The 23,733-nt window shown below is 35.6% G+C and carries 20 protein-coding genes; 8 read left to right on the forward strand and 12 right to left on the reverse strand.

The window, feature by feature from the left end; all coding sequences use genetic code 11:
- Nucleotides 1-349 precede the first annotated feature (349 nt).
- From DKG80_RS10660 to rplU, 6 genes are all read right to left on the reverse strand, one after another.
- Complete coding sequence (locus tag DKG80_RS10660; protein WP_162555822.1) at nt 350-742, reverse strand: response regulator; 393 nt, start codon at nt 740-742, stop codon at nt 350-352.
- Between the two features lie 4 nt (nt 743-746).
- The gene (locus tag DKG80_RS10665; RefSeq protein WP_109831331.1) at nt 747-2,738 is read right to left on the reverse strand and encodes a sensor histidine kinase; all 1,992 of its coding nucleotides are present in this window, start codon (nt 2,736-2,738) and stop codon (nt 747-749) included.
- Nucleotides 2,739-2,744: 6 nt separating this feature from the next.
- Complete coding sequence (locus DKG80_RS10670; protein WP_109831332.1) at nt 2,745-3,821, reverse strand: FIST signal transduction protein; 1,077 nt, start codon at nt 3,819-3,821, stop codon at nt 2,745-2,747.
- Nucleotides 3,822-4,170: 349 nt separating this feature from the next.
- Entirely contained in the window at nt 4,171-5,121 is a 951-nt protein-coding gene (locus tag DKG80_RS10675; protein WP_162555823.1) for an SMP-30/gluconolactonase/LRE family protein, read from the reverse strand.
- Between the two features lie 140 nt (nt 5,122-5,261).
- Complete coding sequence (rpmA, locus tag DKG80_RS10680; RefSeq protein ID WP_109831334.1) at nt 5,262-5,528, reverse strand: 50S ribosomal protein L27; 267 nt, start codon at nt 5,526-5,528, stop codon at nt 5,262-5,264.
- A gap of 10 nt (nt 5,529-5,538) precedes the next feature.
- A complete protein-coding gene (gene rplU / locus DKG80_RS10685; RefSeq protein WP_109831335.1) occupies nt 5,539-5,847 on the reverse strand; it encodes a 50S ribosomal protein L21 in 309 nt (102 codons plus the stop codon).
- Between the two features lie 464 nt (nt 5,848-6,311).
- On the opposite strand from rplU, the gene DKG80_RS10690 reads away from it, so the two are divergent.
- The 3 genes from DKG80_RS10690 to DKG80_RS10700 all read left to right on the forward strand — a co-directional run bounded on the left by DKG80_RS10690 (nt 6,312) and on the right by DKG80_RS10700 (nt 10,169).
- Entirely contained in the window at nt 6,312-7,301 is a 990-nt protein-coding gene (locus DKG80_RS10690) for a ribonucleoside-diphosphate reductase small subunit (RefSeq protein ID WP_109831336.1), read from the forward strand.
- 41 nt (nt 7,302-7,342) lie between these two features.
- Nucleotides 7,343-9,691 carry a ribonucleoside-diphosphate reductase subunit alpha gene (locus tag DKG80_RS10695; protein ID WP_109831337.1) on the forward strand — a complete coding sequence of 783 codons (2,349 nt, stop codon included), beginning with the start codon at nt 7,343-7,345 and terminating at the stop codon, nt 9,689-9,691.
- 100 nt (nt 9,692-9,791) lie between these two features.
- A complete protein-coding gene (locus tag DKG80_RS10700; RefSeq protein WP_109831338.1) occupies nt 9,792-10,169 on the forward strand; it encodes a co-chaperone GroES in 378 nt (125 codons plus the stop codon).
- Nucleotides 10,170-10,457: 288 nt separating this feature from the next.
- Here DKG80_RS10700 and ribD read toward each other — a convergent pair whose 3' ends face one another.
- Nucleotides 10,458-11,495 (reverse strand): bifunctional diaminohydroxyphosphoribosylaminopyrimidine deaminase/5-amino-6-(5-phosphoribosylamino)uracil reductase RibD, encoded by a 1,038-nt coding sequence (gene ribD / locus DKG80_RS10705; RefSeq protein WP_109831726.1) that lies wholly within the window; start codon nt 11,493-11,495, stop codon nt 10,458-10,460.
- Nucleotides 11,496-11,628: 133 nt separating this feature from the next.
- Between ribD and DKG80_RS10710 the strand changes: the two genes are divergently transcribed.
- Entirely contained in the window at nt 11,629-12,267 is a 639-nt protein-coding gene (locus DKG80_RS10710; protein ID WP_109831339.1) for a YceI family protein, read from the forward strand.
- Nucleotides 12,268-12,375: 108 nt separating this feature from the next.
- A complete protein-coding gene (prmC, locus tag DKG80_RS10715; RefSeq protein WP_109831340.1) occupies nt 12,376-13,227 on the forward strand; it encodes a peptide chain release factor N(5)-glutamine methyltransferase in 852 nt (283 codons plus the stop codon).
- On the opposite strand, the gene DKG80_RS10720 is transcribed toward prmC, so the two are convergent.
- Both DKG80_RS10720 and DKG80_RS10725 read right to left on the reverse strand, forming a co-directional pair.
- The gene (locus tag DKG80_RS10720) at nt 13,217-14,449 is read right to left on the reverse strand and encodes a 1-acyl-sn-glycerol-3-phosphate acyltransferase (RefSeq protein WP_109831341.1); all 1,233 of its coding nucleotides are present in this window, start codon (nt 14,447-14,449) and stop codon (nt 13,217-13,219) included. The two genes, prmC and DKG80_RS10720, sit on opposite strands and share 11 nt — an antisense overlap.
- Nucleotides 14,449-15,468, reverse strand: coding sequence for an RluA family pseudouridine synthase (locus DKG80_RS10725; protein WP_109831342.1), 1,020 nt, complete (start codon nt 15,466-15,468; stop codon nt 14,449-14,451). Before DKG80_RS10725 ends, DKG80_RS10720 begins: the two co-directional genes overlap by 1 nt.
- Nucleotides 15,469-15,845: 377 nt before the next feature.
- On the opposite strand from DKG80_RS10725, the gene DKG80_RS10730 reads away from it, so the two are divergent.
- From DKG80_RS10730 to DKG80_RS10740, 3 genes are all read left to right on the forward strand, one after another.
- Nucleotides 15,846-16,490: a hypothetical protein gene (locus DKG80_RS10730; protein ID WP_109831343.1), complete on the forward strand. Its 645-nt coding sequence runs from the start codon at nt 15,846-15,848 to the stop codon at nt 16,488-16,490.
- A gap of 83 nt (nt 16,491-16,573) precedes the next feature.
- Entirely contained in the window at nt 16,574-18,109 is a 1,536-nt protein-coding gene (locus tag DKG80_RS10735; protein ID WP_109831344.1) for a DUF4384 domain-containing protein, read from the forward strand.
- Between the two features lie 27 nt (nt 18,110-18,136).
- A complete protein-coding gene (locus DKG80_RS10740) occupies nt 18,137-21,112 on the forward strand; it encodes a caspase family protein (RefSeq protein WP_109831345.1) in 2,976 nt (991 codons plus the stop codon).
- Here DKG80_RS10740 and DKG80_RS10745 read toward each other — a convergent pair.
- The 3 genes from DKG80_RS10745 to yihA all read right to left on the reverse strand — a co-directional run bounded on the left by DKG80_RS10745 (nt 21,105) and on the right by yihA (nt 23,644).
- Complete coding sequence (locus tag DKG80_RS10745; protein WP_109831346.1) at nt 21,105-21,980, reverse strand: DMT family transporter; 876 nt, start codon at nt 21,978-21,980, stop codon at nt 21,105-21,107. The two genes, DKG80_RS10740 and DKG80_RS10745, sit on opposite strands and share 8 nt — an antisense overlap.
- 38 nt (nt 21,981-22,018) lie before the next feature.
- Nucleotides 22,019-22,924 carry a tellurite resistance TerB family protein gene (locus tag DKG80_RS10750; protein WP_109831347.1) on the reverse strand — a complete coding sequence of 302 codons (906 nt, stop codon included), beginning with the start codon at nt 22,922-22,924 and terminating at the stop codon, nt 22,019-22,021.
- A gap of 123 nt (nt 22,925-23,047) precedes the next feature.
- Nucleotides 23,048-23,644, reverse strand: a complete 597-nt coding sequence (gene yihA / locus DKG80_RS10755) for a ribosome biogenesis GTP-binding protein YihA/YsxC (protein ID WP_109831348.1) — start codon at nt 23,642-23,644, stop codon at nt 23,048-23,050.
- Nucleotides 23,645-23,733 lie beyond the last annotated feature (89 nt).

The raw sequence follows: 23,733 nt of genomic DNA on the forward strand, positions 1-23,733 counted from the left end.
ACATTTTAACTATCTTATCAGACCGTTTATCTGGGTTAAACAACCATAAACACTTATTCTACTAGAATACAGGCTAAAAAAGTGGAACCGCAAGCTATAATAAGTTCTTTTGTTTGAATTTTCTCTAACAATCTCATATTCAGGTACAACTAGCTATAAAAGGTTAATCATTAAATCAAATCATTGACGTAAGGATTGACTCTTATTCAAATTTATCATTCCCTTTAAAGTATTGTGTAGAAAAAACTTCTACCTCTATTTAAGAGGTAGAGAACCATTTAATTCTTGTCATACTTTCAATAATCTCATTTTCAAAAAATGATTGGACACTCTTGTTCTAAAACAAAACCTACCCTGTAATACCAGATATGAAACGATGATTTTCTATAGCAAAATCAAAGCTAACACTGATATCTTTCATTCCATATGGTTTAACCAGATACCCATATGGACTCTGCACAGACGCTTTTTTTATTGTTTCTTTATCTGCATACGCAGTAGTAAATATAAAAGGGATATGATAGTCATTTTTGATTTTTTCTGCTAAATCAATACCCGTCTTCTCCCCTCTAATCTGTATATCAAGTAGAGCTATTTCTACTTTCACCTCTTCAAGCATAGTTATTGCAGCATCATAAGAGTCTACAACACTCACTACATCGTGATTTAAAACCTCCAACATCTCCGAAAGAGATTCTGCGATCCACTGATCGTCTTCTACAATTAATATTTGATATCCCATTTTGTTAGTTTGGTTTATTTGGGAAGTATAGATGAAAAACTGTACCCTCCCCGACTTGACTTGTAACATCTATTGTGCCCTCATGTAGCTCCACGAATTGTTTTACAATAGAAAGTCCCAATCCTGTACCTTGTATATTCCCTACATTGGAAGCTCTAAAGAAAATACTAAACAAGCTAGATAAATCCTCGGGTGGTATCCCTATTCCATAATCCTTGATATCTATAACTACTTCATCTGACCTATACATTAAATGTAACTCGGGAGAATTCTGACTTTCCTCAGAATACTTAAATGCATTCTCTACTAAATTGGTAAGAATATGAGTAAATAACTTCTTATCCAGAAGTACCTTATCTGGCTCTCCCGAAACTTCGATGACAAGGTTCTTTCCACGACTTTCCAAATCTGGTAGCAATTCTCGCTCAATAAACCGAACAATATCTATGGGCTCAGGTGCAAATGGTACTTTGTCCGAATCTAATTTACCTATCATCAAAATATTGTTAATCAAATGATTAAGACGATCAACATTATTCTCTATTCTATCAACATTCTTCAGTAATCTTGCTTTAACTATTTGATCCTGCTCTGTCAATTGATAGTTAAGCAATTCAGTATTGCTTTTTATGGTAGTTAATGGAGTTCTCAATTCATGAGATGTCATAGAAATGAACTGAGACTTCATATTATTTAATTCCTTTTGCCGTTCTAGGGCTTTTTCCATATTCTCTTTGGAAGCCTTAATCTCCGTAATGTCTCTCACAAAGGCAGTAAAGTATTCCTCATGATCATGCTTCAACGGAAATACTGTCAACTCAATAGGGAACTCTTCTCCAGATTTTCTAGTAGCTGTAATTTCTATTCTCTGATTAAGAACCGGACCATGACCAGTGGTTAAATAATTTTTCATCCCTGTTTCATGCGCCTCCAAATACTTACTTGGTACTATAGATTCACTCAAATGAGTACCTATTATTTCTTCCGCAGAAAAACCGAAAATTTTCTCTGCTTGTGGACTCCATTCAAAAATTACTCCCTTAGAATCTATAGAAACAAGAGCATCAAGAGACTTCTCAAAAAGTTTTTTCAATTGAGCATCCTTAAATTCATTCTCTTGTCTCAATTTTTTCTCTTCAGTAATATCTAGATGTATTCCAATCGAGCCTATAAGCTGCCCGTTTTTGTCATAGTTCGGAGCTCCACTAATAATTGCCCAGCGTTTGTTACCATATTTATCTATCATTGATAGTTCATAGGAATTTGATTTACCTTCCTTACGACTCTCACTTTCATTGTACATTACAGGCTTTTGTTCCTCATCTAAGAATATATCTGATGCCTTCTTTCCTAAAATTTCTTCAAGATCATATCCTGTAAACTCTAGAAAAGATTCATTAGCGTATTGAACGATCTCGTTATTATCAACCTCCATTAGCCCTAGACTTATATTATCAATAATCCTTCGAAACTTTTCTTCATTAGCCATAAGAGACAGCTCCGCTTTTTTTCTCTGGGCAACTTCTTGCTGAAGCATATCATAAGCGTATCTACTTTCAAGACTAGTGGCAAACTGTTTTACTACATCCAAAAAGGGAGCAAAACCTACTTTGGTAAATAATTTTTCGTTTTTCTCATGATACAATTCAAAAATTGCAAAATCCTTCAACAGAAAGTATACAAAATCGCCTTCCATATCGACATTCTTGAATATGGACTTCTTCGTTAAAGTAAAACTTTCTTTACCAAATGAGTTCAAGAATATATCGAGATCAAGTTCTCTTTCATCTGGTTGACTTGGGATAGAATAGATTCTAGACAATCTCATATAAGGTTTGTCATAAGAATCAATTTTCCACACTGCTCCGTATTGGAGAGATTTCCTTGACAGAAATTTCTGAATAAAATTTCTGGCAGTTTCTTGGGGAGATAGATATTGTTGGTTAGTAAGGCTGAGCTCGTAGAGTAAGGACAGCAACTCAAGTGCTCTATCCATATAGTTTTAGTTGGTTGATGAAACGACTATTGTTTTATTATAAAACTCTAAATACCCTTCATGATTTGAAGCAATTTCGCCTAAAGATAAGACACCTTCCAATTCAACATTAGGGTTAGAATCTGTGATTTTCTGATGAACAGCTTGCAGTTCTTTTTGAAAATCCTCTTTAAGATAGAGCATTCTAGAGATACAATCAACAACAAATACGTCCTTAACATTATTATTCTTAATTGAATCTTCTGTGGCTTTAGCCGCGGAACTAAATAAATTCTCAGTATCTCCTTTTAAAATATTCAATGAAACATTCTGACCTATTTGCCCTACACATACAAGAGCCCCTTCTTCATCAACCATAATTGGGTCTCTTACTATATCTTCATGTCCTTCTTTATAAATACCAAATGGAAAAGCTTGTGAAATATCAAAGAAACTATTTCCCTCAAAACTCAATTCACTGTATTGCTCTACAACCTCTTTATAAACTTCAAAAGCCGGTCTCCAATTAAGTTCTAAAATTCTATTTCCATCAGTTTTGTTAGCTACAAATGGCCCAGAAATTTTCTCCCAACCATGACAAATACCTAAATCTATATCGCGATCAATTAATTGAATAACAGCAGCATTTTGAAAAACTCCTTCATTAGTAAAGACACATGGTGCTTGCTCTAATGACAGAGACCCACAACCTCCTCCTACATAACTTAATTTGTTCCAATAGTGCTCATAAAGCCTATCAAGCAAATATGAAGTACCTGTAGAAAGTCCATCAGTAAAAACTATACACGATTTTTCATGCTTTTCTAGCTTCGGAAAGACAATTTCTGTATTGTGTATATCCTGCAACAGGATGGTTCTATTTCCCTTGTCTATTTGCTTAATAATGAGACCATCATCATAAGCTTTGGTCTCATGAACAATCATAGGAAAAATTCCTCCTGCTATCTTAATTCCGTTTTCATTTGACCTTTCGATCAATTCATCTATATCTAAACTGGCCTTTTCACCAATTGATATAATATTAATGCTGTCTCTACTTAATTGAGAAAATACATTATCGAGGTTTACTTCTTGTACTAACATTGGTGTGAAATTTTCCTCAATGGTAGTGCATGTAGGAAGGTGTTTTCGTTGATTATCGTCAAACGGTATAAAAAAGAGGTCGAATGGTAAAAATGGTCGTTGAATGGTAATTGACTAAAAATATCGTATTCCCATTCTTTGATTAGAGTACTTTAAACATACACTCTTGTTCTAGAACAACCTATTTCTGGGAATTTTTTTAGAGGAGAGGAGGGAGTTTCAATACTTAAAAAATTAATTTTTAAGAACTTATTTTCATTTTAGAATATCCAAAAAGAGAAATACGCCGACTTACTTGCACCTTACAACTAATAGTAATTACCAAGTACAATGGCTAAGTATTAAGATTTTAATGTTTCTCCTCTTTAAAAAAATCAGTCTTAACACCTTTCACTCCAGGAGTAGCAACGAAAATACTTCCGGCAAGAGGGTATTGATCTCTCTGTTCTTTTTTCATTCCTACAATAGCTGTTGTAATAAATAAAGAATCCAACTTCTTACCACCAAAGGCACATGAGGTAACATTTAAAGCTGGAACTTCGATTTTAGCTAAGAGTTTACCCGAAACGGGATCCCAGCAGCCGACCATACTACCACCCCAAACAGCAACCCAAAGATTATCATTAGCGTCTATCGCCATACCATCAGGAGTCCCATATTGCGACACATCAAAAGCTACTCTCCTATTAGAAACATTACCTGTTTTATCATCGTAGTCAAATACCTTCACTTTTTTATCAAAACTATCAACATAGTACATTGTTCTCTTATCAGAAGTCCAAACTATACCATTAGAACAAGTAATACTATCCAAAACTCTTGTTGTCTCACCTTTGCTCTCTACCCTATAAAGTGATGCCTCCCCCGCTCTCTTCTTACTAACGATGGACCCTACCCAAAATCTTCCTGACGGATCACATTTACCATCATTGAATCTAATATCCTCAATTCCTTGATCTGGGCTTGTCATTAATGTGGATTGTTTCTCTTTTAAACTGTATTGATACACTCCATCACGAAGTGCTACTACAGCATTACCCTGATCTGTAGGTACTACTGTACCTATATGCTGTTCCATATTATAAGTAGCTCCATTTGAATGATCAAGGCTAATTGTTTTGAATAAACCATTGAGTATATCTATATACCAAAGTTGGTTTGTTTTATAATTCCAAATAGCTCCTTCACCAAGCTTATTCTGTTCTTCTAAAAAAACTTCCGCTTTATACTTTTTAATTGATTGGGGGGAGAATGCAAAGCAAGCCATTGCGATTGCAATAAGTAAGATTAGTCTTTTCATAAAGTGAAGATACATCTACAGAATGACTTTTTACTTAAAATATAAATTTGATAATCAGGCAGAGTCAACCATATGAAACAAAAAAGCCTTCTATGATGATCATAGAAGGCTCTGTATCATTAACCTTAAATATTTCTTACTTAAGCTTCAGCAGTTTTCTCAACTACAGATACATAAGATCTATTTTGTCTTCCTTTTTTGAATTCAACCACACCATCAGTCAATGCAAATAAAGTGTGATCTTTACCCATCCCAACATTTTTACCTGGGTGGTGCTGAGTACCTCTCTGTCTTACGATAATGTTGCCAGCAACGATATCCTGACCTCCGAAGATTTTCACACCTAATCTTTTACTGTGTGACTCTCTTCCATTTTTAGAACTACCTACTCCTTTCTTATGTGCCATGGTATATCTATTATTTTATGTTCTCGATCAATACTTTGGTCAATCCTTGTCTATGACCATTTTGCTTTTTGTACCCTTTTCTTCTTTTTTTCTTGAACACGATAACTTTATCGTCTTTCAAGTGAGAAAGGATCTTACCTGAAACTTGTGCACCACTTACTGTAGGAGCACCTACTTTGACTTTCCCGTCATTGTCTACCAACAACACTTTGTCAAACACTACGGAAGCGCCTTCTTCACCTTCCAATGATGGAGTATAGATGAACTGGTCTTGCGTTACTTTGAACTGCTTTCCTGCTATATCAACTATTGCGTACATAAATTGTTTGTAATATTATCCCGTTTCAAAATGGGTCTGCAAAAGTAATTGTTCTATATCAATTTTCAAACACTCATCCAACTGTTTACCCCCACTAAAAAAATAATTTTTTTTTTAAGCAAATATCAACCCCTCTATACTGTTAAATTTCGATGAAGACAAAATTTAACAAACCAACATAACTCACTGTTAATCTTTATTTTAAAGACTTTTTGAATTATGCAAACATGCCTTTTAGCAGACAGATTTAGACTTTGATTTTTAGAGCTCTTTTTTTCATATTTGTAACGCTTGTTCAAAGTATTATGCGCTCAACCAGGACAAGTATTCCTTTAGAAAAACGTACGACCACCAGCTAATTCGCCATTAGCTAACTAATATGTGCAAGGCACACTTTGTAAAAAAGGAGTGCCCTAGGGGAGTTTTATTATTTTTTGGGACCTAAACAGAGTTTACCTAAAAGAATGGAAAAGCAGAATTTGGAAAACGAACCAATATTAAAGGAAAACAAAGATAGATTCGTCCTCTTCCCTATACAGAAAGACGATATCTGGCAGTTTTATAAGCAAGCAGAAGCTAGCTTTTGGACTGCTGAAGAGATTGACCTGAGTCAAGACCTAAAGGACTGGGAGAATCTGAATGATGGCGAAAGACACTTCATAACACATGTGTTGGCATTCTTTGCGGCCAGTGATGGAATTGTTAATGAAAATTTAGCTGAAAACTTTGTTGCAGAAGTTCAATATACAGAAGCGAAGTTCTTCTATGGTTTTCAGATTGCTATAGAAAACATACACTCCGAAACTTATTCGTTGCTTATAGATACTTATGTAAAAGATGCTGAAGAAAAAGATAAGCTTTTTCATGCTATTGAAACCATTCCATGCGTAGGTAAGAAAGCTGATTGGGCACTAAGATGGATTGAAAATGGATCTTTTGCAGAAAGGCTTATTGCATTTGCAGCTGTAGAAGGAATTTTCTTCTCTGGTAGTTTTTGCTCTATTTTCTGGTTAAAAAAGAGAGGCTTGATGCCAGGATTGACCTTTTCCAACGAGTTAATTTCAAGAGATGAAGGATTGCATTGTGACTTTGCATGTTTGTTATATAACGACCATCTAGTAAACAAGCTTTCCGTAGAAACTATACAGACTATTATTAAGGACGCAGTCGAAATAGAAAAAGAGTTTGTTACAGAAGCTATTCCTGTAAAGCTAATCGGAATGAATGCTGACCTAATGTGTCAATATATTGAATTCGTAGCGGATCGACTACTCTTAGAACTTAGATGCCCCAAAATATATGAGGCTACTAATCCATTTGATTTTATGGATATGATTTCTCTTCAGGGAAAAACCAACTTCTTTGAGAAGAGAGTAGCTGAATATCAAAAAGCTGGCGTCATGAATCAAGAAAATGATGATGCTCCTAAATTCAGTCTAGACGAAGATTTTTAAAAAACATATTGTATAACCCTTACCCCCTAATCCCATAGCCAATGTTAGTAGTAAAGAGAGACGGAAGGCACGAATCCGTCAAATTCGACAAAGTAACAGCACGTATCGAAAAAATGTGCTACGGTTTAAACACACGCTTTCTAGAGCCAATTGATATAGCTAAAAAGGTAATCAATGGAATCTATGATGGTGTTTCTACTGTAGAGCTAGATAATCTAGCAGCGGAAACCGCCGCATCAATGACTACGATTCATCCTGATTTTGCTAAACTAGCAGCAAGAATAGCTATTTCAAACCTGCATAAGACAACTAGTAAGTCTTTCTCTAATACTATGAAGAGATTGTATACTTACATCGATCCTAAGACTGGTGAAAATGCTTCATTAATTGCTACTGACGTATATGGCATCATCAAAGAAAATGCTGCATTACTAGACTCTACTATTATCTATGATAGAGATTTTAGCTATGACTACTTTGGCTTTAAGACTCTAGAGAGATCGTATCTAATGAAACTAGATGGTCAAATAGTAGAGAGACCTCAACACATGTTGATGAGAGTAGCTGTTGGTATTCACAAAGAAGATATTGATGCGGCTATTGAGACTTATCATTTATTATCTGAAAAGTGGTTCACTCACGCGACTCCAACTTTATTCAATGCTGGTACGCCTAAACCACAACTTTCTTCATGCTTCTTATTGACTATGAAGGATGACAGTATCGATGGTATCTATGACACACTAAAGCAAACTGCTAAAATTTCTCAATCCGCTGGGGGGATAGGATTGAGCATTCATAATGTAAGAGCTACAGGGTCATACATCAAAGGAACAAATGGAGTATCTAACGGTATCGTGCCAATGCTTAGAAACTTCGACATGACTGCCAGATATGTAGATCAAGGTGGGGGGAAAAGAAAAGGTAGTTTTGCTATCTATCTTGAGCCTTGGCATGCGGATATCTTTGCATTCTTAGACTTAAAAAAGAATCATGGTAAAGAAGAATTAAGAGCAAGAGACTTGTTCTATGCACTTTGGATTCCAGATCTTTTCATGAAAAGAGTTAAAGAAAATGGTGACTGGACATTGATGTGTCCAAATGAATGTCCTGGATTGTCTGATGCTTATGGTGATCAGTTCGAAAAGCTTTACACTAAATATGAAGCAGAAGGAAAGGGAAGAAAAACTATCAAAGCTCAAGATTTGTGGTTTGAAGTTCTAGAGTCTCAAATCGAGACAGGAACTCCTTATATGCTTTATAAAGATCACGCAAATAAAAAATCAAATCAGAAGAACTTAGGTACTATTAAGTCAAGTAATCTATGTACTGAAATCATGGAGTACACTTCTCCTGATGAGGTTGCTGTTTGTAACTTGGCTTCTATAGCGCTTCCAATGTATATAAAAGATGGTCAATTTGATCATCAAAAGCTCTACGATATCACTTATGTGATCACAAAGAACTTAAATAAAGTAATTGACGTCAATTACTACCCTGTACAGGAAGCAAGAAACTCTAATATGAAGCATAGACCTATTGGTCTTGGTGTTCAGGGACTGGCTGATACGTTCATCAAATTGAGAATGCCTTTTGACTCTCCAGAAGCAAGAACATTAAACAGAGAGATTTTTGAAACGATCTATTTCGCTTCAATGACGGCTTCAAAAGACTTAGCTATTAAAGATGGTCCTTATGAAACTATCGAAGGATCACCTGTATCTAAAGGAATTTTCCAGTTTGACATGTGGGGTGTAACTCCAACAGATAGATGGGACTGGACTACTTTGAAACAAGAAGTAAAGAAACACGGTGTAAGAAATTCGTTGCTAGTAGCTCCGATGCCTACAGCTTCTACTTCACAAATCCTAGGAAATAACGAATGCTTTGAACCGTATACTTCTAACATATACACTAGAAGAGTATTGTCTGGCGAATTCATTGTAGTGAATAAACACTTAATGAATGATTTAATTGAGCTAAACCTTTGGGATGATAGCATGAAGAATAGAATCATGCAAGCGAATGGTTCTATCCAAGGTATTCCAGAGATTCCACAAAGCATTAAAGACCTTTATAAAACTGTTTGGGAGATATCTCAGAAAGCCGTCCTTGATATGTCTGCTGATAGAGGTGCTTATATCTGTCAAAGTCAGAGTTTGAATATTCACCTTCAAGAGCCAAACTTTGGTAAAATGACCTCTATGCATTTCTATGCATGGGAAAAAGGGCTAAAAACTGGAATGTACTACTTGAGAACTAAGGCTGCTGCTGACGCTATCAAGTTTACAGTTCAAAAAGATGCAAAAACACAATCTGAAGCTGCAGCTTTAACTGATAGAGATGGTCAAGCAAATTCAGATTTCGAATGTATCGGATGCGGTAGCTAAAACTCTTTTAAATATTATTTAAAAGCCCTTAAACAGATAGTTTAAGGGCTTTTTTGTATAAAAATGACTCTATACTTTTGCGCACTCTAAATTTGTGAAGATGGAATTGACAAAAGATAATAAGTTGCGCAAGCTGATTATTGTAGGGGATCGTGTACTCATCAAACCTGAAAAAGACGCTGGTAAAACGGCTTCTGGCATTTATCTACCTCCAGGAGTAAAAGAGAAAGAAAAAATTCAATCTGGTTATATTGTAAAAACAGGACCAGGTTATGTTCTACCGACCACAACTGACGAAGATGATCACTGGAAACCTGAAGAAGAAAAAATAAAATACATTCCTCTACAAGCCGAAGAAGGGGATAAAGCTATTTTTCTTCTCAATAATGCTTATGAAATTCAATATCAAGATGAAAAGTATTTTATTGTACCCCAGTCAGCAATTCTAATGCTAGAAAGAGATGAGGATTTGTTTTAACAAACCTCATCTCTTTCTAAATAATGTTTAGGTCACAAGTAATAATCAGTGGTAGAGGAACTGACTTGATACTAATAATAAAGGAATCTTACCTCTAGAAAGGACAAAAAGTTTCTTTAACCCTCTTCATAGATTGAAATTTTGTAATGAGATTTTAAACAACAATAAAGTGAGTTTTGAGAAAGAAGCATAGCACTCTACTACAGAGATTGATCAAAACTTAGTGAAACGACTGATTTGAATTTGTTTAGACTCGGAGTAAGTTTTCTATTGCATGAAGTAGAGGAGTTAATATTGGACATTCTTAATTATATCGACAATATCTCCTTTAGAATCAAAGCTGTTCTCTAACCTTCCTTCAACTCTAGGAGCTAGTATTCCTTTTTGAAACTCATTTGAAGATTTAAAAACACGAGCCTCATCCCAAAGACCTGCCTCGATAAAAGAATTTAATACACCTGCTCCTCCTTCAACAAATACAGACCCTATTTTTCTTTCATACAGATCACCCATAATCGATTCTAAAAACTTATTATTATCTAATTTTTTATACTCTAAATTTTGCCCCTTATCGTCCTTAGAAAGATTGTAAATCAAAGTAGGAATGGAGCGATCAAATAAGTTTAGTGATTTATCTAGTTTTAAGGATTTATCTATGACCAATCTAATAGGGTGATTACCTCGCCAATCTCGGACACTTAGTGAAGGATTGTCATAAAGAGCAGTATTAGTACCTACCAGAATAGAGTCCTCTTCAGCACGCCACTTGTGCGCTAGTTTTCTAGAGTATTCATTACTGATCCACTTGCTATCATAATTTTCTCTAGCTATGAAACCATCAGCTGTTTGTGCCCATTTAAGAATGATATATGGACGCTTCTTTTGGTGATAAGTAAAAAATCGCTTGTTTATTTCAAGACCTTTCTCTTGACCAACTCCTACAACTACTTCCACTCCCCCTTTCTCTAGTTTATAAATACCAGTACCATCAACTAATTCAAATGGGTCTCGATTGGCTATTACAACTTTCTTTAGTCGATGACTGACCAATAAATCTGCACATGGAGGAGTTTTTCCGAAATGAGCACAGGGTTCTAATGTTACATAAGCTGTACTATTAGAAAGTAAACTTTTATCCTCAACAGAATTAACTGCGTTGACCTCTGCATGAGGTTCACCATATTTTTTATGCCACCCCTCACCTATTACTTTACCATCATGTACTATGACACACCCTACTATTGGATTGGGGCTAACATTACCAGTTCCTTTTAAAGCTAGCTGAAACGCCCTGTCCATGAATGCAATATCTTCCTGAATACTCATAACCCAAAAATATATCATTAGTCAAGGACTCTACATACAAATAAAAATTCAATCTTGTTACAACAAATATTTATTTAAGCTAACTTCAAGTACTCAAACATTGAATTAAACTTTTAACTAAATCCAATAAACTATGAATTCATCTAAGATCTTATCTTTAGTAGCATCTGTATTATTCATTACTACAGCGTGTACCAAACAAAAAAAAGCTGAATCCGAAACTACTGAAGTAGAAACAACAGAGACAGAAGCTGTGATAGAGGAGACTAAAGAATCAACAGAATCTTTAGGAACCATTACATGGACTGGCACAAAAATTACAGGCGACTCTCACACTGGAACTATTGATATTAAAGAAAACAACCTAACTTTTGAAGAAGGTCAATTAACTGGTGGATCGATCATAGTTGATATGACTACCATAACAGATACTGACTTAGAAGGTGAATGGAAGCAAAAGCTAGAAGGACATCTTAACTCTGATGACTTCTTTGGCACTGCTACTTTCCCTACATCCACTTTGGCTATCAAATCGATAGAAGCAGGAGAAGGTGATGTAATTAAAGTTACAGCTGATTTAACTATAAAGGAGACTACTCTAGAGGAAGCTTTTGAGGTAACTAAAACAGAACAAGACGGTAAAGTTAGTTACACAGCTGTTGTAGAAATAGATAGAACCAAATACAACGTAAAATACGGTTCTTCTAACTTTTTCGAAGATTTGGGAGACAAAGCTATAAATGACATTTTTAAATTAGAAGTGACGTTATAATCTTAATAGCGTTCAAGGGGCATAACGAAATTATTAAAGGGTCAGCGGGAGCTGACCTTTTTTATTTGCTTTAGTAAATAAGGCAATTATTCCTTATAAATTCGCAGGATGTTCCAGTATTTTCCTCGTAAGACACTGAGCTACACAGCCAAAATCTTACAATCTTATATGGATATTCCAGAGTCTGAATCAATCGCATACATGATTCTTCATAAGGTCTTTGGGTTAAATAGAGTAGACATCATCATTGATGAGCCTTTCTTACCTACGGATGCTCAGCAACTCAAATACGAGGTTATTATCAATCGCTTATCTAACAATGAGCCCATTCAATACATTCTAAAAGAAGCTGATTTCTTTGGTAGGAAGTTCTATGTAAACCCTAATGTATTAATTCCTAGACAGGAAACAGAATCATTAATAGAACTAATCAAAAACTACGACAACTGGCATCGTCCCAAAATCGCTGATGTCGGAACAGGCTCTGGATGTATTGCCTGTACCTTAGACCTTGAGATCAATGATTCAACTGTCCATGCGTATGACATTAGTATGGATGCTATTAAAGTAGCAACTAAGAACAACTCTAAACTAAATTCTGATGTTCAATTTCACGAGATAGATATTCTGACTCAAAACTTAACTGAGGAGTTTGACATTATTGTCAGTAATCCTCCATACGTTACTAATCATGAAAAATATCAAATGAGAAGGAATGTATTAGATTATGAACCAGAACTTGCGCTATTTGTTCCCGATAATGATCCATTAATATTCTATAAAACAATAATGGAAGAAGCGCATATCTCTCTAAGAAGTGGCGGCGCGCTTTTTTTTGAAATCAACGAACAATTCGGCAAGAATATACTTTTACTATTACAGCATCATGGATTTGAACACCCAAAAATCCACAACGACATCAATGACAAGCAGCGTTTCGCTTCAGCTGTTAAGCCCTAAACTGAGCAATTAGATTTATAAACTCTTCGTATTTTTTCTTTAATTCAGGATTTCCAAAAACCTTCCTGTTGCTGGTAAATACTCTCCAGTGACGAGTTACTATTTTCATTAAAATCAAACAAACTAATGAAAACAAAACCACTCCTCCCCCAATCCACCAAACATCTGATAGACCTTTGACTATAAAGAATAGTACCAACCAAAATGTGGGAACAAGTACCATTCCTATAGCAAAGTGAATTGTATCCTTCCAAACCTTATCCTTGAAGCCTTTCATCAAGATATTCCCAGCTAACAATGCTGGTAAATTTGATAGAAAACCTACGAATGCAAATGGAGATAGAATAATTGCCAAAAGAGCATGTTTCCAATAATTACTCTTTGCTTCAAAAGGAAACTTTACTCCAGCCTTCTCTAGTTCTTTAGTCTTTTTCAAGACCTGTTCTTTTTGCTCTTCGCTGATGTATTGACTTATCTCTGAAGCCTTAGTGTTAATATCTACAGGATCAAGAACTTCTCCTGGATTCTGATCATGAAAAAATATCGAATTGTAAACCTCAAAATCTTTTCTTGGTAGTGCTACTGACACTTCTTGTAACCCTGCATCGTAAAGGTCTTTGATCTTATCAATATTCTCACTTGTCATTTCTTGCTTCTCAACTTTAATCGGAGTCCCAAACATGATATGCACTGAAGATCGAAAATATTGATGTCTAGAGTAGTTCATACCCGTTGGTATGATATACAATTCATCAGGAGCGTCTTTATAGTTCATTGCCCCTATAGCGATTCTGCTAATCCCTTTTTTTGCCCTTTTCACTAGTCTACGATCATCGTGAGTAGCCTCTGGAAAAAGAATCAAATGCTCTCCCTTTGCAAAAATCTTAAAGCAATTGTCAAATATTTTTTCATTAGCCTTAACCGAATTAACACCATCGCTCATCCTATAAACAGGCATTAAATTAAGCGAATTCAAAAACGCTCTAACAATTGGATTATTAAACACATCCGCTCTTACCAAATAATGAATACTAAGAGGGAAACGAGTAGTCATAATCAATGGGTCTATAAGTGCATTTTCATGATTAGCACCCCAGATCATAGGTGCGTTCTTTTTAAGGTTTTCTTTGCCAGAGATTTTTATCTCACGGTAATAAATCATCAGTGCCGTTCTAACAAAAAACCAAAATGAAAAATACCAGATGCGTTGTATCACTCCCATTAGTCTACCGTATTAACGTAGTTTTCCCATTTATCGATCACAGTTTGTAAATCGTTAGGAATTTCAGAATCAAATTGAACAAACTTGTTGGTGGTTGGATGGACAAATCCAAGCGACTTAGCGTGTAAAGCTTGTCTTGGTAATAGTTTAAAGCAATTGTCCACAAACTGCTTATACTTGGTGAAAGTAGTCCCCTTCAAAATCCTATCCCCACCATAAGTAGTGTCATTGAATAATGGATGTCCTAAATACTTCATGTGGGCTCTAATTTGATGTGTACGACCTGTTTCAAGATTACACTTAATCAATGACACATATCTCAATGTCTTAATTACCTCATAATGTGTAATTGCTACTCTACCAAAATCACCTTCTGGAAAAGCGGTCGTAATCCTGCGATCTTTCAAACTTCGACCTAGATTAACATCAATGGTTCCTTTTTCCTCTACAGGCTCTCCCCATATCAGAGCGTAATAAGTTCTCTCTATACTATGGTCAAAAAACTGTTTTGCTAGACTTGTCATAGCTTTCTCTGTCTTCGCTATTACTAATAGTCCTGATGTATCTTTATCTATCCTATGAACTAATCCTGGACGTCCATCATTTCCAGTCATTGTTGGCAAGTTTTGAAAATGATACGCCAAAGCATTGACCAACGTTCCAGACCAATTTTGATAAGCTGGGTGTACAACCATCCCAGGTTCTTTATTAACCACAAGAATATCATCATCTTCATGAACTATATTCAAAGGAATATCTTCTGGAACAACATCAGTATCAGACGGAGGCTCTGGAAGAGATACTGTAATTACGTCATTAGGACGAACTTTATAATTGGATTTAGTATTCTGGTCATTGACTAAAACAAAACCATCTTTAATTGCGTCTTGGACTTTGTTTCGAGTAGTATTAGGTAGTTTATCCATCAAAAACTTGTCTAATCTCAGTAGCTCTTGACCGGGATCTACATCTATACGATGATGCTCGTATAACTCGTCGTTAATCTCGTCCTCTTTCATGCGGCGCAAATTTAGTGTTTTAACCCGGATTTTAAATTGGAACTTTATTGTAACAATTTAAATTGCAATAAATCTGTAAGATTCAAACAAAGAGATAAATAGGAATAATTATTCTATTACGTTTAAAATATTGATTAACAAAAACTTAGAATCAACTCAATTTCAGTATTCTGCACTATGGTTAGTTATTTTAAATTCTTGTTAATTCATAAACTTATATGAATGCTGTCCAAACAAACCTAAATTTGGTACTTATAGAGGAATGTCACCTGTCCAAATAACACTAAGCTATATTCATCGAAAAAAGAGTGCATCTAAAATCTTAAATAATAAAATTGCTAACTTAATCACCCCAAAAATTTAATTATCGAAAAATCATGAAACTGACATTCACTACATTCATTGCTGCTATCTTGGTATTATTCGCAAGCGTAGCTGTAGCACAACAATCTGAAAAAGAACTAAGAAAGCAGATCAAAGAAAAAGCGATTAAAGACGCAAGAAAAGAGGCTAAGGCACTTGGCAAAGAAAAATGGTTTACACAACCTGGTTCTTTACCTCTAGAAAAGCAAATCGAAAAAGCTTGGATGAAACAGTACGAGACTGATGACATGGGCTATCCTAAATATTATGTAGGTATAGGTAATGCTTTAGCAGGTACTCAGTCTGCTGCTAAACTTCAAGCATCTACTATCGCTAAGCAAGATTTAGCAGGTAGAATAAGCTCAAGTATCGCATCTATTGTTGAGACTAATTTGAGTACTACTCAATTGACAGCTGATGAAGCTGCTACTGTTCAAGAAACAATCTCTGCTTCTACTGAAGTAATTTCTCAAAAGCTGGCTAGAGTAATCACGCTAACAGAGCTATATAGAAAAAATAAAAAGAATTACGAATGTAATTTAAGAATCGCGTATAGTGCTGAATTGGCTAAGCAAGCTGCACAAGATGTAATCAAGCAATCACTAGCTGAAAAATCTAATATCACTAGAGAGAAGCTTGATAAATTGATGAACTTCTAATTTGTTCATTCTATTAAAATAAATATTATACAAAGGGAAGTTTACAGCTTCCCTTTGTTATTCTAAACCTATTTTCATTCACCATGAAAAATTCACTAATTGCCTTTTTACTAATCTTTTCTAACCTAGCATCATTCGCTCAAGAAGCTTCTTGGACAAACTATTCTAGAAGAAATGCGATGTATCCTGAAAGCAAATACTTAACTGGATTTAGCTCAGAATTAATTGTTAAAGAAGAACCAAGAGAAGACATTCTTGAAAGATTATCTGGATACGCCAAAGATAAACTAGTACAAAGCATCGTCACAGATATCCAATCTACAGTCACCCTAGAAATTAACACTTCAAATGGAACCACAAACGAAGATTTAAAGTCAGCAAGTGTTTCCGCTGCTAACGCTACAATAGCAGGGCTTAAAGTAGAAACCTATATATCGGAAGGAAAAAAAGAGAAGACGGCTTATGCATTTGCATACGCAAAAAAAACTGAAGTTATACAATACTATGAAAATGCTATAAAATCTTTTATAGATAAATTCAATTCAGACTTTGGAATAGTTGAGAATCATATTTCTCAAGGCAACAATCAAAAAGCGCTAAAAATCTTATTCGGATTCCAAACAGATTTTAGAGAAATTGAGCATGCTCAAATGATCTTAGTGACCTTGACTGGCAACTACAATTTACCCTCAACAAAAAGGTCAGAAATCAACTCATTTAAAGCCAAAGTAGAGCAGAAAATCAATAGTATTAGAAGCAATCAACAGTTTTCTCTTGAAGATGCTGCTTACTATATAGCATTTGCTATGAGTACTCAACTAACAGATAAGTCTACCCCTATTAGCATCAATAACTTCACTTATGAAGATACCCCGATGGGTAGTCCATTTTCAAGAAGGTTGAAATTTGCCATAGAACAAAAACTTACATTAGAAGGCTTCTCCGTTACTAACAATGCAGCAACCGAAAATGATATTTTAGTTCTTAATGGAACTTATTGGGAGGAATCTGATAAGCTAAAAATCGTAACTATCCTAAGATCCAAAAAAGATTCAAAAGCGGTATCCAGTAGTGAATGCTACTTACCTAAATCTACTTTGATAAATAATGGCATTGTATTTAAGCCTGAAAACTACAAGCAGGCTTTGATCAACATGAAAGAGTTTGCTGCGAATGAAGTCACCGGAGGAAATTTAAATATTGAAATCTGGACCAATAAAGGCAAAGACAATCTAATCTACACTGAAGGTGAAATCTTGAAACTTTTCGTAAGAGCTAACAAAGAATGCTACCTGAGAATAGTCTATTATCTGGCGGACGGTAGCAAGGTATTACTGCTTGACAATTACTATATCAATCGAGACTTGATCAATAAGACTTATGAACTTCCGTATGAGTTTGAATGTGCAGAGCCATTTGGAGTAGAAACTTTACAAATGAATGCTCAAGATGAACCATTTGAAGAATTATATACAGAAGAGCAATATGGATATGAATTCATCACTGAAGGAATTGCTGCAATTCAAGTAAAGTCTAGAGGCTTTAAAAGAGTTAAAAGCACTAGTACAGAAGAGGTAAAAGCAGAAAAGAGATTAGTATTCACTACCATGAGACGCTAATATCGGCCGTTTAAAATTATACTTATTATGAAAGGCAAACTGACTATTCTTCTTATTTTGACAGCCTACTTGTCATCCAGTGCTCAGCAACTTGTAATTGACAATCAAGGGCATTCGGGGCTGATACATGACATTTTTTTCGTAGAAGGAGGTAAATTCTTGATCTCTACCTCAGAAGATAAAACTGTCCGATTATGGGATATTGCAGCTGGTTCATTAAAAAAAACTTACAGGTTTGAACAAGAGTCTGGTGCAAAGGGCAAAATCTATGCTGCTGCTCTTTCTAAAGATCAGAGATACTTATTCTTGGGAGGCTTCTTTGATAATATTGGCGGCTCTGAAACCAAAGTTGGCCAAATTAGGATGCTAAATCTCTATGATGAATCAGTCGCTCAACTCATCAACGCCCATACTAATGTCATCCTAGATATGACAATATCTGCTGATGGATATAGAATGGTAACTTCAAGTGCTGATCATACAATCAAAGTTTGGAATATAGCAGACTTAGGTAAGAACTCTCCTCCCAAGCTAATTGCAGACATAGACTCTCCTGTTCTTCCGAACTGTATAGCCATAAGCCCTAATGGAAAAATGGTTTTAGCAGGAGACGCTGAAGGTTTTTTAAGATCATATGATTTATCTAATCCAAATTCCGTTCAATCAAGCAGAGCTAAAATCCATACTGATGAAGTAAGATCTATCAAGTTCACGTCTACAGGGGACAATGCTTACTCATGTGGAGACGACGGTCAACTTATTAAATGGACCAGTAATGGTCGTTTCATGGGAGTTATCAAGACACTTCCTGGTGCTGCTGGTGTAGTTGAAATAAGTCCTAATGACAAGTATCTTACTGTAATGGGACGTGTAGGGGTCACATTAGACCTTTCTTCTCAGATTGTAATGTCTACTTTCAGTGAACATACCAATTCAGTCACTGCTACTACTACTGCTCCATTCGGATCATTCGATGGTCAAGAAGGTTACTATATTGCATCTGCCGGCGGAGATGACAAAAACATCCTAATATGGGATCAAAGAACGGGTAAACTAGTTAGAAACCTTGTAGGTAATGGACAAAGTGTCTACGCCGTAGGCGCAGGTTCTGACAAAAAGATTGGTTTTGGACAAAGTAATCCAACTGGAAGTCTTGATGACACTAAAATTGAAAAAGCTTTTTCATTAACAGACTTAAAACTTGATCTATCTGAAGTAGATCAAATGGATTACAAACGTCGTAGACTGAATGGAAATGGCAAATTACTCACTAAAGAATCCAGTACCTCTTTCGCCATTGGTGGACAAACCATCCAAATGGACGAATCCAAAGATGGTGCTGTAAGATCTTTTTCTTATGTACAGAATAATGCGGGTATTGTAGTAGGGTCTTCATTCACTTTGAAAAAATTCACCTCTGATGGACAACAATTAGGTACTTATTCTGGACATGAAGGAGAAACTTGGGCAGTATCTGAGATACCTTCCGAACAATTACTATTATCTGGGAATGGAGACCAAACAATCAAAATATGGAATATCAATAGTGGAGAAAATCTAGCCACACTATTTGTATCAACAGACAATGAATGGGTGATCTGGACCCCTCAAGGATTCTATGAAGCTTCAGCAGGTGGTGAAAAATATATAGGATGGCACATCAATAAAGGAGAGAAAAAACTAGCTGACTTTCATGATGTGTCAGCATTCAGTAAACATTATCATCGAAGAGATGTGATTTTGAAAGTTCTTGAGATAAAAAACTTTGAACAAGTAGCTCAAGAAATGAACCTAAATCCTAAACCAGAACAAGAAATCACGCCTCCTACAATAGAGTGGGTATATCCAGTAGTGAAGAATAGTATTGTTAAAGGCAATAGTACTACTCTCTCTTTCAACATTACTTCTCAAAGTCCAGTGAACAAGGTACGATTACTTGTAGATGGTAAACCTATAGTGACAAGAAAGGATCTAACCCTATCAGGAGATAATACCCCTGAAAAACTAGAAATGGAGCTAAAAGTACCAAATGGAAGCAATGGTTCGTACGAAGTCAGTCTATACGTAATGGATACTAAGTCGAAAATTACAGGTACAGACAAAAGCATTAGATTCATACCCCAACCAATGCCAAGTGGTGATTTTGAAGAAGTAAAAGCAGTTGCTGAACCTGCTCCTGTTTATACCCCTCCTACAGATGCAAGCACTAGAAATAGACTCACTCTGGACCCTGTAAATGACGACCAATCAGGACCAAAAAACCTCTATGTGGTTTCTATTGGTGTTTCTAAATTTGAAAACCCTACTTACAATTTGAACTATGCAGAAGCAGACGCCGCTGCCATTTCAGATATGTGGAAAAATCAAAAGGGTAAAATGTATGATAATATCAAGAGTATTAAAATTACAGATATAGATGCTACCAAGGATAAAATTATAGAAACGTTCAAGCAACTCGAAGAGCATACTACTATGGATGACTTGGTAGTAATTTTCATGGCTTCACACGGTATCAATTTCAAGAATAAATACTATTTCCTACCTCATGATGGAAATGGTAGAAATCCGAATGTCAGTTGCGTAGATTGGAAAGACTTCTCTGACAAAATAAGTAACATACCTGCCAAGACGGTTTTATTTATTGACACTTGTCATAGTGGTCAGCTTGGGAATAGTATTGGTCCAAAAGAACAAGATAATACAGAGGCTGTTCGAGAAATATCTTCTAAAGAATATGGAGTAGTAGTAATGGCTGCAGCTACTGGCTATGAATATTCCCTTGAGCATCCTGACTGGGGACATGGAGCATTTACATTAGCTATTCTAGAAGGTTTGGGACAAGGAAAGGCTGATATCAAACCGGATGGAGTTATATATCTACGTGAACTAGATTACTACCTTGCTGAAAGAGTAAGAGAATTAACTGGAGGTAGACAACATCCTACAACTCAGAAACCAAGCTCTATTAGCAGATTAGCTTTAGCTGGCTCGGATTCTAATTAGTACGCTTCAACAGCCTCAGGCTTTCCAGAACCGCAGCAATTAGAATAATCACCCCACCTATCATTACTTGATGGGTGGGCTTTTCTCCTAAAAATAAATACCCTTGAATAATTCCGAATAGAGGAGTTAAACAAGATATGGTACTCAAAGTAATCACTGGAAAGTGGGCAAAACTATTTACCAATAAGCTGTGACCTACAGCTGTTGTATAAATACCTAAAAGTACAACTGCTATCCAACCATTCATTTCTAGAGCTACAAAATCATTGTCACCCATAAAAAAAATAGAAGGAGTTAGCATTATTGCTATCAACATTGCTTGATACATCATCACTGTCAAGCCTGAATACCCCGACACAATTCTCTTCGAAAGAATGTTTCGAATTGCATATGTTAGAGCTGAAAACAGGCCAAACAATACTCCTATAGTCACTTGATTTCCAATCGAAAACTCAGGAACTAAGAAAACAACACCTGAAAAACTGAATAGTGCCAAAAGAACTGAACGAATATCAAACTTAGAACCGAAAAGCAGAGGTTCTATGACTGCGGTCATTACTGGATAGGTAAACATAGACAGCATTCCTATCGCTACACTTGAATATTTCAATGCAAGAAAGTAAGTCACCCAATGAGAACCTAACAACAGTGCTGTCACTAGTATTGTAAAAAAATCCGACTTACTCTTGAGTGAAACTGATTGTTTGGTGATTTTCAGCACTGAAAATAGTGCAACAGCTGCTAGAATACATCGTGACCAAATAATTACCGGTACGGGTAAATCAATAAACCTTCCTAGAGCTCCAGAAGAACTCATAAACACAATAGACAGTATAAACTGGCTAAAGTATAGCACTCTCTTATCCATGAGCGCTAAGGTAGAATATTATAACCATTGAGATAGAGTCAGGAAACTCCTATATCCTCTCTTTGATTTAGTTTTCTAAAAGATGGGATTGACATGTTACCAAAGTAATCATCGAACAATTGACTTAAATAAGAGTGGGAAAAAATATCCCTTTCAAAAAACTCATCAGCTATATCCGGAACATAGTCCTTGATTTGCTTATCTGTCACATTAAGAAGAGACCTGAAAATTTTAAAAAACTTCTTCTCATTATAATCAAGCCTCTGATCTGCTAGTAAAGTCTTTATTGCCATCTCTGCTAATTGAAGCTCTTCATGTTCAGTTAGCTCAGCACTATCCACCATCTTGAAATAATCTTTCAAAAATTCCAATCCCATGGCGTTGATCCCCATAATCAAGGCATCTAATTCCACATCGATATTGATTCCTTTAAAAAGTTCGTTTTCAGTAGTAATCTTCCTAATTAGATCAATTTCCTTCTTATGAATATGACCATCGCATGTCATAAAGGCAAATGCCGTATTAAGCATAATACGACTAAAATTATAAAGTTTGTTTTGGTTATATCTGTAAGCCTGAGTCCTTATCCAGTCTGCTATTCCTTGAACGTTTTCATCAACCCTTTGCTTAATTTGGGAATTATTTGTCAAGGACTTAGCCGAATTCAAAACTTCTAAAGCATTAGCTTCTGAAAAGTTCGGGTTATCTTTCGTAGTTAAGAAATAGTCAATGCCACACTGGAGAATTTCAGTAGCTAAATGATCAATCACCTTTTCTGAAATCAACTTCTCTTGAGAATCAATATCTTTTAATGCTGATACATGTTCTTGAGTAGCGAACAGTAATTGCATTCCTAGTTCATAGCCATTGGGTTGGTTTTCGTACCGCTTTTCTCTGGTTTCTCGAACTCTAGATTCTACTTCAAGTATAAGATCACTGATCATTCGTAATTCGACTTTGTAGTTTAACTAATTGAAAGCTGGTATCGTCCAGCTGGAATATAGTAAATTTTAGAGATTTAGCTCATATTCCTAAACTGGTAAATAGACAGAATACTACTTATTAATCTACAAACTTTCGTTTATAGCTTGAATATAGTTCAGAACTTCTTGCTGCCCCACCTTCTGAGCAGATGATGTCACAAAATTAGGAGGTAACTCATCCCAAGATTTTTTTAGCTCACGTCTGAACGCTGCTATGTTAGCTTGAATTTTTGAATTACCAGGTTTATCAGCTTTAGTAAAGATTATCCCAAAAGGTATCCCATTTTCTCCTGCCCACTGAATAAACTCTAAGTCAATCTTTTGCGGAGGAATACGTGAATCTATTAAAACAAACATACTTGCCATATTCTCTCGAAACAACAAATAATCTTTGTTCATCTTATCCCACTTCTCTTTAAGGACTTTACTGACTTGAGCCCATCCATATCCAGGTAAATCCACTAGATACCACTCTTTGTTAATAAAAAAATGATTAATCAATTGTGTCTTACCTGGTTTACCTGATGTCTTGGCTAAACTTGTTTTATTGGTAAGCATATTTATGAGCGAGGACTTACCGACATTAGACCTACCAATAAAGGCATACTCTGGCTCGTCCAACTTTGGACACTTCTTGTAATCTTGATTACTTATGACGAATTCCGCACTCTTGATTTTCATATCTTCTTTCTCAGCAAAGTCGCAAAATTGCTAAATCCACTGGACTAATGTCCCTGTCAGACATATTTCTTTGGAGTTTAGATCAATTC

Source organism: Reichenbachiella versicolor (genome assembly GCF_003171675.1).
GTDB lineage: Bacteria > Bacteroidota > Bacteroidia > Cytophagales > Cyclobacteriaceae > Reichenbachiella > Reichenbachiella versicolor.